Annotated in this window: 9 protein-coding genes and 1 rRNA gene; 1 reads left to right on the top strand and 9 read right to left on the bottom strand. The window is 30.6% G+C overall.

All coding sequences use genetic code 11. The annotated features are described in order from the left end of the window. Window positions 1-80: 80 nt before the first annotated feature. The 9 genes from V3V28_RS03115 to thrS form a co-directional block, all read right to left on the bottom strand. Entirely contained in the window at window positions 81-2,486 is a 2,406-nt protein-coding gene (locus tag V3V28_RS03115) for a glycoside hydrolase family 31 protein (RefSeq protein ID WP_331363565.1), read from the bottom strand. Between the two features lie 276 nt (window positions 2,487-2,762). Further along, the gene (gene glgB, locus V3V28_RS03110; RefSeq protein ID WP_331363564.1) at window positions 2,763-4,670 is read right to left on the bottom strand and encodes a 1,4-alpha-glucan branching protein GlgB; all 1,908 of its coding nucleotides are present in this window, start codon (window positions 4,668-4,670) and stop codon (window positions 2,763-2,765) included. A 25-nt stretch (window positions 4,671-4,695) separates the two neighbouring features. Continuing rightward, complete coding sequence (locus tag V3V28_RS03105; protein ID WP_331363563.1) at window positions 4,696-5,961, bottom strand: glucose-1-phosphate adenylyltransferase; 1,266 nt, start codon at window positions 5,959-5,961, stop codon at window positions 4,696-4,698. A 3-nt stretch (window positions 5,962-5,964) separates the two neighbouring features. Then, on the bottom strand, window positions 5,965-7,365 hold the full coding sequence (locus tag V3V28_RS03100) for a glycogen synthase (RefSeq protein WP_331363562.1): 1,401 nt from the start codon (window positions 7,363-7,365) through the stop codon (window positions 5,965-5,967). Window positions 7,366-7,507: 142 nt separating this feature from the next. Then, window positions 7,508-8,089, bottom strand: coding sequence for a hypothetical protein (locus tag V3V28_RS03095; protein ID WP_331363561.1), 582 nt, complete (start codon window positions 8,087-8,089; stop codon window positions 7,508-7,510). Between the two features lie 100 nt (window positions 8,090-8,189). Further along, window positions 8,190-8,534 carry a 50S ribosomal protein L20 gene (gene rplT, locus V3V28_RS03090; RefSeq protein ID WP_087520785.1) on the bottom strand — a complete coding sequence of 115 codons (345 nt, stop codon included), beginning with the start codon at window positions 8,532-8,534 and terminating at the stop codon, window positions 8,190-8,192. Window positions 8,535-8,628: 94 nt separating this feature from the next. Continuing rightward, the gene (gene rpmI, locus V3V28_RS03085) at window positions 8,629-8,826 is read right to left on the bottom strand and encodes a 50S ribosomal protein L35 (protein WP_087520784.1); all 198 of its coding nucleotides are present in this window, start codon (window positions 8,824-8,826) and stop codon (window positions 8,629-8,631) included. Window positions 8,827-8,912: 86 nt separating this feature from the next. Beyond that, entirely contained in the window at window positions 8,913-9,440 is a 528-nt protein-coding gene (infC, locus tag V3V28_RS03080) for a translation initiation factor IF-3 (protein WP_331363560.1), read from the bottom strand. 105 nt (window positions 9,441-9,545) lie between these two features. Then, entirely contained in the window at window positions 9,546-11,486 is a 1,941-nt protein-coding gene (gene thrS, locus V3V28_RS03075) for a threonine--tRNA ligase (RefSeq protein WP_331363559.1), read from the bottom strand. Window positions 11,487-12,552: 1,066 nt separating this feature from the next. On the opposite strand from thrS, the gene V3V28_RS03070 reads away from it, so the two are divergent. Beyond that, a 16S ribosomal RNA gene (locus V3V28_RS03070) occupies window positions 12,553-12,955 on the top strand; the annotation flags it as partial.

Here is a 12,955-nt window from a genome sequence, read left to right as displayed (position 1 = left end):
CCACAATACCCATTAATGGGGTTTTTTTTCTCTCACGGTTTTCCGTGAGAGAACTCACTGAAAACCGTGAGAGAAAAATATTATTTTCCAAATAAATGTAGCTCTGTAAATTCTTTATCTATTGTGATAGACTGTGTTTTATCACTATTTAAACCTTCTAAAGAAATTTCTACATTATCTACTTGAATAGATGTAATTTTAAAAGGTAAGTTGTGTAAAACAATTTTAAATTTAGAATAATCTGCGTTAAAGTCTCCTCTTTTGTGTTGTTGTAAAATTAATTCTTCTTTTTTTCCAGTTACCTTAAAAGTACGTAAACTAAATCGTCCTTTTTTATAATCATATCCATCATGTGCATCATCATATAGTTTTGAAGATTCTTTTCCTTTTTTATAATATACATCTAAAGTTATTTCATCAAACTTCTTTTCACCAACATATTGTTGAACAGGATATTTAGGAATTACAGCTCCTTCTTTAATAAAGATTGGCATGCTGTCTAAATCTGCATCTACCCACATTTCTTTTCCGCCTTCAACTACTTCGTCCGTCCAGAAGTTGTACCATTTTCCGTTAGGAATATACATTCTTCTTCCTTTTGCATTTGGTTCTTGTATTGGACAAACTAAAATTTGTTCTCCATATATAAATTCATCACTTCTATAATGAGTAGCAGTATCTTCTTGGTCGTATAATACCAAAGATTTTAAAATTGGTGTTCCGTCATTTAAATATTTCCAAAAAGCAGTATATAAATAAGGTAATAACTGGTATCTTAATTCTACAAATTTTCTAACAATATCTGTAACTTCGTCACCAAAAACCCAAGGTTCTTGAGATCCATGGTCTCCTGAAGAATGAACTCTACAAAAGGCGTGAAAAACGCCTAATTGTATCCATCTTGTAAATAATTCTCCTTGAGGTTGTTCTGCAAATCCACCAATATCAGATCCTGCAAAAGAGAAACCAGACATTGCCATTCTTTGCGCTTGGTTATTTGCAATTGCTAAATGTTCCCAAGTTGCAACGTTATCTCCCATCCAAGTCGATGTATAACGTTGTGCACCAGAATAAGCAGATCTTGTAATAACAAAAGGTCTTTTTGGATACGCATATTTCTTTAACCCATGATAGGTTGCACGTGCCATTTGTGTTCCGTAAATATTGTGTGCTTTTCTATGTGAACAAGGGTTTCCATCATAATCATGACGAACATCATCTGGAAAAGATTTGTTAGGAACGTCCATAACTGCAGGTTCGTTCATATCATTCCACACACCTTTTACACCGATATCTTCAATTAGTTCTTTAAACAAACCTGCCCACCATTCTCTAACTTCTGGTTTTGTGTAATCTGGAAAATAACATTCACCAGGCCAAACTTTCCCTTTCACATAGGGTCCATCTGCACGTTTACAGAAATAATCTTTATCTAACCCTTCTTTAAAAACAATATAATCTGCATCTATTTTAATTCCTGGATCTATAATAACAACGGTTTTAAAACCATCATCTTCTAATTCTTTTACCATTCTTTTAGGATCTGGAAAGTGATTTTTATCCCAAGTAAAACATCGGAAACCATCCATATAATCGATATCTAAATAGATAGCATCACAAGGGATTTTTAAATCTCTAAAAGTATTAGTAACTTCTTTTACATTACTTTCTGGGTAATAAGACCATTTACATTGATGAAACCCTAAAGCCCATAAAGGAGGTAAAGTATGGGGTTTACCTGTTAAATCTGTATAGTTTTTAACTACTTCTTCCATTTGTGGGCCGTAAATGAAATAATAATTCATTTCACCACCTTGAGCCCAAAAACTGGTTACATTTCTTCTTTCATGTGCAAAATCGAAAGAAGTTTTAAATGTGTTGTCAAAAAATATCCCGTAAGATTTATTGTCTTGTATTGCTGTATAAAACGGAATTGCTTTATATATTGGGTCTGTATCTTTCCCAAAAGCATAAGAATCTGTTGCCCAGTTTTCAAAACGTTTCCCTTTTAAATTTACGTCTACTGGTTTATCACCTAAACCATAAAAACTTTCTGCTGGTCTAGAAGCTTTACTCATTTTCACGATGTCTCCACCATGTTCGTAACATTCTTCCCAATGAAAACCAATTTCATCTTGGTTGATTAGTTTTAAATCTAAAGCATCGTATAAAGCAACTTGCATGCTTAATTTTTCTACTTTACAAATTAATTTTGAAGTTGTAATAATATAGTGTGTTTCGTCTTCTGAAACTTCTAAAAAACTATATCCTCTACTTGCGTGAATTGTAACACCGTATGAAAAGTCATTTTCAAATTTTCCTGTAGTTGCATATCTAAATCTAATTACACTGTCTCTAACTACAGTAACTTGTAAAACAACATTATTTTTTGCTGTAAAAAAAAGCGTATCTACGTCTTTTTTATAACTTATAATTTCTGATGGAAATAAATTTCCTTTTTGTTCTAATTCTGTATTAACAATCATAAATATTGGTTGTTTATTTTGACTTGCAAAAATCGTAAAAGTTGATAAAATTTTAGTACTTAAAATATTTTTTTTACGATAACGTATTCGTCTATTTTAAATACAAAAATATTGCTTATTTTACAGAAAATCAGCTAAATGTGTTTTGTTTTAATAATTCTTAAAAGAATTTGTAAAGCCTTAAAAATGAAGCCTTTTATTGTGAAGTTTAAAAATAAGTCCTCTTTTTTTATCATAATAATAGCATGATTTAAAAAGAGGGCTTATTGTGAAAAATTATTTGTATTTAAAGGCAAGCATACTTAATGGAGGTAAGTTTAATTCTATAGAATTATCTCTACTATTCCATGTTTTTTTATTGGAAGTAAGTTTGGTGTTTTTAAAATCTCCTGTTCCATTATATTTCTGAATATCGCTATTAAAAACAGGCTTTAAAGTTCCTTTTTTAGGTAATCCTATTCTGTATTTCTCTCTAGGTTCTGGCGTTAAATTTAAAATAATAACTACATTATTTTTTTCATTTTCACCTTTTCTGATATACGAAATTACAGAATTTTCATGATCACCATGATCTATCCATTCAAACCCTTCATGAGAAAATTGTTTTTCATGTAAAGCTGGTTCTTCTTTATATAATTTATTTAAATCTTTCACTAAATCTTGGGCGCCTTTATGAACATTATGTTCCAATAAATGCCAATCTAAACTTGTTTGAAAATTCCATTCACTAGTTTGTCCAAATTCTGCTCCTTGAAATAATAATTTTGTTCCAGGGTGTGTATACATAAAACTATACATTAATCTTAAATTAGCAAATTTTTGCCATTCATCTCCTGGCATTTTATCTACAATTGCCTTTTTACCATAAACTACTTCATCATGAGAAAGAGGTAGCATAAAGTTTTCTGTAAAAGCATAATTTAAACTGAAAGTTAAATCATTTTGATGATGTCTTCTATAGATTGGTTCTTTTGCAAAATAATCTAAAGAATCATGCATCCAACCCATCATCCATTTCATTCCAAAACCTAAACCGCCAGAAAAAACTGGACTAGAAACTTGTGGAAATGAAGTTGATTCTTCTGCAATTGTTTGCACATCAGGGAAGTTTTTGTAAACAGCTTCATTCATCTCTTTTAAAAATGCAATTGCGTCTAAATTTTCTCTTCCACCAAATTCATTTGGTTCCCATTCGCCTTCTTCTCTAGAATAATCTAAAAATAGCATTGATGCTACAGCATCTACTCTTAAACCATCTGCATGATATTGTTCTAACCAAAAAATAGCATTACTTATTAAAAACGATTTTACTTCGTTTCTACCATAATTAAAGATTAAACTTTTCCAATCTTGATGATACCCTTTTCTAGGATCTGGATGTTCGTATAAACTAGAACCATCAAAATTACCTAAACCATGTGCGTCTGATGGAAAATGTGATGGAACCCAATCTAAAATTACACCAATTCCTTTTTCGTGAAATTTATCTACCAAAAATTTAAATTCATCTGGATAACCAAAACGAGAAGTAGGAGCGAAGTAACCTGTTAATTGATAACCCCAACTTGGGTCATATGGAAATTCCATAATTGGCATAAATTCTACATGTGTAAAATTCATTTCTTCAACGTAATCTACAAGTTCATCAGCTAATTCTGTATAGCTCATAAACCTATTTTCTTCTACCTTTTGCTTCCAAGAACCTAAATGAACTTCATAAACAGAGTACGGAGCGTCTAAAGCATTGTGCTTTTTGCGTTCTTTCATCCAATTTTTATCTTTCCAAAAATAATTGTCTTCCCAAATAATTGAAGCTGTTTTTGGTGGATGCTCACATCTACGAGCATAAGGATCTGCCTTTTCTGTTACTTCACCATTATTATTACTTTGTATTTTGTATTTATAAGTGTTACCTTTTCCTGCGTAAGGAATAAATCCTTCCCAAATTCCACTAGAATCCCATCTTACATTTAGTTGATGTTCTTGGTCATTCCAATAATTAAAATCTCCAACTACTGAGACTTGTTTAGCACTTGGAGCCCAAACTGCAAAATAAGTTCCTTCGATACCATCTTTTGTAATAATATGAGAGCCAAATTTCTCATATAATTTGTAGTGTTTACCCGATTTAAATAAACTAATATCAAAATTAGAAAATAAACTATGTACTATAACTTTAGACATTTAGTTGTTTTAAATAAAAATTTAATTATTGAATTTTTGTTCCTTTAGTTACAGTAGCTCCTTTCTTAATAACTACGATTCCGTCTTTAATTAAATAGCTGTCTGTTTCTGAATCTTTAAGATGAGGACCGCCATTAATTATTACATCGTCACCAATTCTACAATTTTTATCTATTATACAATTGTTTATTTTACAATTATTACCAATTCCTAAAAGGTTTTCAATTTTTAACTTTTCTATATTCTCTAATGATTCATAAGAATCATTACCCATCATATAAGTATTTGTTACTGAAGTATTTTTACCAATTCTAGAACGAATACCAATAACACTTTTTTCTATTTTATCTGCATGAATAATACAACCATCAGCAATAACAGATTTGTTTATCTTTGTTCCAGAAATTTTAGAAGTTGGTAAAATTCTAGCTCTTGTATACACTCTATTTTCATCGTATAAATTAAATTTAGGAATATCATCTGTTAGACCTAAATTTGCTTCAAAGAAAGATTCTATTGTACCAATATCTGTCCAATAACCTTCATATTGATAACTAACTGTTTTATGATTGTGAATAGATTGAGGAATAATTTCTTTACCAAAATCTATGGTATCTGGGTTTTCCATTAATTTTATTAATAAATCTCTATTAAAAATATAGATTCCCATAGAAGCTAGGTAGTTTCTACCTTCTTTTTTCATTTCATCACTTACATCAGAAGTCCAATTTTTTAACAAATCTTCTCCTGGTTTTTCTATAAATGAAGTAATTTGGTTTTCAGAATTTGTTTTTAAAAGCCCAAAACCAGTGGCGTCTTTTGCATTTACAGGATACGTTGCTATAGAAATTTCGGCATTACTTTCTTTATGCTTTTTAATCATATCTTGTAAATCCATATTATACAATTGATCTCCAGAAAGAATCAAAGCATATTCAAAATCATTTTGTAAAAAGTGATGCATACTTTGTCTCACAGCATCTGCAGTTCCTTGAAACCATTTATCACTTGCCATCGTTTGCTCTGCTGCTAAAACATCTACAAACGCATTACTAAAAAAACTAAAATGATACGTGTTTTTTATATGTTGATTTAAAGAAGCAGAATTAAACTGCGTTAATACATATATCCTTTTTATGTCAGAATTTATACAATTAGAAATAGGTATATCTACCAACCTATATTTACCTGCGATTGGTACTGCTGGTTTAGATCTATCTGCTGTTAAAGGATAAAGTCTAGAACCTTGTCCGCCACCTAAAATGATTGATAATACGCTGTTGTCATTCATAACTTATTCTTTTAAAGATTTATATAGGGTTACATATTCTTGGGCAGAATTGTTCCAAGAATGATTTATTGACATTATTCTTTTTAAGTTTTTCTTAAATTCTTTTTCTTCGGAATAAAATTCTGAAGCTCTAGTGATCGCTTTAGTAACATTATCTACTGTTACACCATTGTGTCTAATACCAAAACCATTTTTGTTTTCGATATCTACAATTGTGTCTTTTAATCCACCAATTGCATTTACAACTGGTACAGTACCATATCTTAAAGAATACATTTGGTTTAAACCACAAGGTTCTACACGAGATGGCATTAATAAAAAATCTGCACCTGCATATATAATGTGTGCTAATTTTTCATCGTAACCAATAAATGTATTAAAGTTTTCTTTTGGCATTGAAGTTAGTTTTTCTTCAGTTTCTTTATGTCCAGAGCCTAATAGTAGAATAGAAATATCATTTTCAGCTAATGCTTTTTTAAATATTTCTGGAAACAAATCGGCTCCTTTTTCGCCAACTAATCTCCCTATAAAAGCGAAAAGTGGTTTTTTACTATCTAAATTAAATTCTTTACACAACCATTCTTTGTTTCCTTTTTTTCCTGAAAGAACTGTTTTTGTAGAAAAATTTTTTATTAAACGATCATCTGTTTCAGGATTCCAAACTTTAGAATCTATACCATTTAAGATACCAACACATTTAGCGCTTTCATGATTTAATAAGTCTTCTAATCCGTTTGCTTTTATTTTTAACTCCTCCATATAAGAAGGTGAAACTGTAGTTACTTTCCAAGCACATTTTATGGCAGTAGCCAAAGAGTTTATATTACCACCCCAATCTATAAGACCAACATTATCAAAGTTAAAAGGCGGAATTAAATTAACTTTTTCATGAGAAAACCAACCTTGGTATTGTGCATTGTGTATTGTTAAAATTGTGGGAATTTCTTTAAGAGTTTCATATTTAAAACTATTAGACATCATAAAAGGAATTAAACCTGTGTGATGATCGTGAGTATGAATTACATCTGGTTTTTCATCCAACGTTAAAATCCAATCTAATGCTGCAATTTGAAACGCTAAAAAGCGTTCTGTATCATCATTAGAGTATACATATTCTTTAAAGATTAAACAAGGAACATCAACACAGAAAAGATCAAAACCTAACTGGTTATTGTTGAGTTTTAATATTTTAAAATTATAATATTCATGACCAAGAGCAATAAAGTTTTCGTAAACTTTTTCAAAGGTATTGCTTTGTGTAAATTTATTATTGTAAAAAGGCATTACTACGTTGCTTGTAGTAACGAATTCTTTTTGATATTTTGGCAAAGCTCCAACAACATCAGCAAGTCCACCAACTTTAGCAATTGGGAAGCATTCTGCACTTATATGTAGTATATTCAATATTTAAAATTAGATGATTAGAACCTAAATTTACAAAATAAATATTGACTAAAATAATTGTTTTAAATTATTAATGTAAGTTTAATATAAGAGTGTAATTGTTAAATTAAGTTTAATTTAAAGCTATTTATATAGTTGTTATTTATGAATTTCTATGCTTGTTAATTTCGTCTTGGAGTTGTCTTCTTAACTTTTGCTCTCTTTCTAATGATTTTTTTCTGTGTTTATCAAATTCTTGTTCAACATCTAATAAACTATTTTCTGCTTTTTTTGTTATAATATGACTTCTAGAAAACTTAAAGATGAAATACATTAAGCCAGATAGTAAAAGAGCAATAATTGCCCAAAGAATAAGATTGTAGGTTATTTTGCTTAATTGAAGACCAAATAAAGAGATAGAGTTTTCTTGTTTTAAGGCAACATCGAGTTCAAGTTTAGTTTTGGCTAACTTGTTCTCTAGTTCTGCAGAGTTTATTTTTTCTTTTTTAAATAAATTTTTTTGTTCTAAAACTAGTTTTTTAGAGGAGTTTATAGAATCTAAAACATTAGATTTTAATTTCTGAAAACCTTCTTTACTAATTACTTTATATACCTGATAGCTAGTTGAAGTTCTATAGATTTTATCAAATTGTCCATTTAAAGAAACATCTTCTGTAACTGTTTCTTGTGCAAAAGAAATTGATGCTAATAAAATTGTTGCAAAAGTTAATAGGTGTAGTCTCATTTTTTTTAATTTTTAATAGAGGTTTTATCAAACAATAAAAGTAATAAAAAAACCCAAACGAATTCGTTTGGGTTTTTATTATAAGCAAGTAATTTATAAATTATTTTATTTTTTCTACAACTGCCTTAAAAGCATCTGGGCTGTTAACAGCTAAATCAGCTAAAACCTTACGGTTTAATTCGATATTATTAGCTTTTACTTTTCCCATAAACTGTGAGTAAGACATTCCGTGTAAACGAGCTGCAGCATTAATACGTACAATCCATAAAGAACGAAAGTTTCTCTTGTTATTTTTACGGTCACGGTATGCATAAAGCATTCCTTTTTCAACCGCATTTTTTGCTACTGTGTAAACGTTTTTACGTCTTCCAAAGTAACCTTTTGCTGCCTTCAAGATTTTTTTTCTTCTTTTTCTTGAGGCTACTGAATTTACTGATCTTGGCATAATTTCAATGTTTTTTTGTAGTAGGCGATTCTATATAGAATACTTTTATTTTTGGCCTAACTCCATGGTTAATAATTAAATTCCCTTGTTAAACTTATTTCAAGTTTAACATTTGCATAATGTTAGACTTATCTGATTTATGTACTAAACCATCATGAGTTAACTTTAATTTACGTTTTTTAGACTTCTTTGTTAAGATGTGGCTTTTAAACGCGTGCTTTCTTTTGATTTTCCCAGTACCAGTAACTTTAAATCGTTTCTTGGCGCTAGATTTTGTTTTCATTTTAGGCATCTATCCTTCGTTTTTATCTTGCTTATAAGATTGTTTATGCTGAACTATTTTGTTCAGTATTCTTTTTAGAATCTTTAATATTCTAATTATTTTACTTTTTTAGGAGCAATAAACATAATCATACGTTTACCTTCTAGTTTTGGTAATTGTTCCACCTTACCATATTCTTCAAGTTCTTGGGCTAGTTTTAATAATAAAATTTGTCCTTGTTCTTTAAAAATAATAGAACGTCCTTTAAAAAACACAAATGCTTTTAATTTAGCTCCTTCCTGTAAGAACTTAATAGCATGTTTCTTTTTAAATTCATAATCATGCTCATCAGTTTGAGGTCCAAAACGTATTTCTTTAATAGTTACTTTAGTAGCTTTCGATTTTAAAGATTTTTCACGCTTCTTCTGCTCATACAAGAATTTCTTGTAATCAATAATTTTACAAACAGGTGGCTTTGCTTTTGGTGAAATCTCTACCAAATCCAATTCCTGTTCTATGGCTAGTTCTTTAGCTTTTTCTAAAGGATACACACCAACTTCTATATTGTCGCCCACAAGACGAACTTCGTCAACATATTTTATTTTTTCATTAATCCTATGTTGATCTTCTTTGATTACTCTCAACGGTCTTCTCGACCTACTTCTACGTATTGCTATGGCTTATAAATTTAAAATTTAACTTATGGCTGTTTTCCAACCTTTTATTTTTTTATTGAATTTCAAAATTAATTAAAATTTCTTCAATGTTTTGTTTTCTTCGGTTTTAATTAAAGAAATAAATTCTTCAATTGTAAATGTACCGATATCTCCCTCACCGTGTCTTCTTACAGAAACTGTGCCATCTTGCTCTTCTTTCTCACCAACAATAACCATAAATGGTGTTTTGTTAACTTCTGCATCTCTAATCTTACGACCAGTTTTCTCACTTCGACTGTCTACGAGGGCGCGAATTTCGGAATTTTCTAACGATTTTAAAACTTTTTCTGAATATTTTTGATATTTATCACTGATTGGCAACAAGATAACTTGATCTGGAGTCAACCAAAGTGGGAAGTTTCCTCCCGTATGTTCTAGTAATACCGCAATAAAACGTTCCATTGAACCAAATGGAGCTCTATGAATCATTACTGGTCTGTGCAATTGATTATCTGCTCCTTTATAGGTTAGATCGAAACGTTTTGGTAAATTATAGTCAACTTGTATCGTTCCAAGTTGCCAACTTCTGCCTAAAGCGTCCTTCACCATGAAGTCTAATTTAGGTCCATAAAAGGCAGCTTCACCTTCTTCAATTACAAAATCTAAACCTTTATCTGTGGCCGCACTTATAATTGCATTTTCAGCAATTTCCCAAGTTTCAGTGTCACCTATATATTTATCAGGATTGTTTTTATCTCTAATAGAAACTTGTGCTGTAAAATCTTCAAAACCTAATGATCCAAAAACATATAAAACTAAATCTATAACGTCTTTAAATTCTTGATCTAATTGTTCTGGAGTACAGAAAATATGAGCATCATCTTGTGTAAAACCTCTAACACGTGTTAAACCGTGTAACTCTCCACTTTGTTCGTATCTATAAACTGTACCAAATTCTGCAAAACGTTTTGGTAAATCTTTATAAGAATAAGGTTTAAAATTATAAACTTCACAATGATGTGGACAGTTCATTGGTTTTAATAAAAATTCCTCATCCATTTTAGGCGTTTTTATGGACTGAAAACTGTCTGCACCATATTTTTCATAATGTCCAGAAGTAACATATAGTTCTTTCTGACCAATATGTGGTGTCATTACCATGTCATAGCCAGCTTTTTTCTGTGCAGCTTTTAAGAAATCTTCTAAACGAGAACGTAAAGCAGCTCCTTTTGGCAACCATAAAGGTAAACCTGCACCAACTTTTTGAGAAAAAGTAAATAATTCTAATTCTTTCCCTAACTTTCTATGATCTCTTTTTTTAGCTTCTTCTAACAATTCTAAATACTCTGTCAATAACTTTTGCTTCGGAAAACTAATTCCATAAACTCTTGTTAACTGATTATTCTTCTCGTCACCGCGCCAATAAGCACCTGCAACACTCATTATTTTAACAGCTTTTATAATTCCTGTGTTAGGTACGTGCCCTCCTCTACATAAATCTGTAAAATCACTATGATCACAAAAAGTAATTTCACCATCCGTTAAGTTTTCAATCAATTCAAGTTTATATTCGTTATTCTCTTCTTTATATAAAGACAAGGCATCTGCTTTTGAAACTGATCTTAAAGAGAACTCATGTTTTCCACGAGCAATTTCAATAAATTTAGTTTCTAATTGTTTAAAATCCTTATCAGAAATAACTGAATCCCCTAAATCTACATCATAATAGAAACCATTATCAATTGCTGGTCCAATAGTTAATTTAGCTTTCGGGTGAAAACTTAAAATAGCATCTGCTAAAACGTGAGCAGAAGAATGCCAAAAAGCTTTCTTACCGTCATCATCATTAAACGTATATAAAATTAATGAACCATCCGTTGTTAATGGAGTAGTGGTTTCAACAGTTACGTCGTTAAAATTTGCAGATATAACGTTTCTAGCAAATCCTTCACTAATACTTTTTGCAACATCCATCGGAGTGCTATTTACAGTAAACTCCTTAATAGTTCCGTCAGGTAAAGTAATTTTAATCATTTAATATATCGTATTTAAGGATGCAAAGATATTAGAAAACAATATTTCACACAATATATATATGTACTTATTATAAAGGTCTTTTTTTTTTTTGGTGTTCCACACCTAAAAAGGCGTTTGTCGGGCTTTCGATTCTATTTTTTGTTCGTACCTCAAAAAGGGATGTCATTCCAATCCCTAACACGGTCATTTCAATAATTTTTTAGACTGTTGAAGTAATTTATTTTATTAATAGTCTTATTTCTACTTTTCCTATGTTGTTAAAAAGGGATGATTTGATTGTTCCAAAACACAAACAGGTGTTTCTAATTAACAATTACGATTAACAGAAATGTTTTTCTAATTAGTTTTTATAATAAATTAGTTCCTATTTAGGTTCTAAATAGGAGATTTAAAGCTAAAAAACAGCAATTCCAATAATTCAATAAAAAGTTTCAATTTTTTCTCACTATATAACGGCGTTAAAAACAGAGATTTAGATAGTTTGTTAAAACATTTTAAAAAGAAATTCAGCAAAGTAGTTGTGAGATTAAGAATGAGTTGTATATTTGCACCCGCTAACGGAAATATCATTGTTAGTTTAGTTCATTGAGAGAGTTGTTTTAGTGTTTGTGAGTCTATGTTTAAGAGTGTTTAGTGGTTTGTTTTTAGTAAAAAAAATAAATTAGAAATTATTCAGATTAAATTAGGTTTATGGTGATAAAAGCTTGTATGTTTGCAGTCCGAAATTTTCGGCAACTACGTTCAGTTTTTAGGGTTTAAAAAAAGATTAAATTTTATTTATTTTTTCTTGCAGAATTAGAAATAAGTTTTATATTTGCACCCGCTAACAAAAACAGCAAAAACGATCAAAGAGATTTTTGGAAAAAGTTTAATCGCTTTCTAGTTCGATTCTAGAGTTTCTACAAATTAGGATTTACAACGAGTGTATGTATACATGAGTGCGATACCCTAAAAGTTCATTGAAAATATTGAAATTGACAGCGTAAACAAAGAGTAGAATAACCACATTATTATATAATGTAAATTCTTTTGAAACTTATTCATTAAATATTATTTAAAATATACAATGAAGAGTTTGATCCTGGCTCAGGATGAACGCTAGCGGCAGGCTTAACACATGCAAGTCGAGGGGTAACATTGTGCTTGCACAGATGACGACCGGCGCACGGGTGCGTAACGCGTATAGAACCTACCTTTTACTGGAGAATAGCCTTTAGAAATGAAGATTAATGCTCCATAGTATTGCAATTTGGCATCAAGTTGTAATTAAAGATTTATTGGTAAAAGATGGCTATGCGTCCTATTAGTTAGATGGTAAGGTAACGGCTTACCATGACGTCGATAGGTAGGGGTCCTGAGAGGGAGATCCCCCACACTGGTACTGAGACACGGACCAGACTCCTACGGGAGGCAGCAGTGAGGAATATTGGGCAATGGAGGCAACTCTGACCCAGCCATGCCGCGTG

It is taken from the genome of Polaribacter sp., from assembly GCF_036480315.1.
Classification (GTDB): Bacteria; Bacteroidota; Bacteroidia; order Flavobacteriales; family Flavobacteriaceae; genus Polaribacter.
Note: the sequence above shows the minus strand (reverse complement) of the source record. Positions and strands in the feature narration are given on the sequence as shown.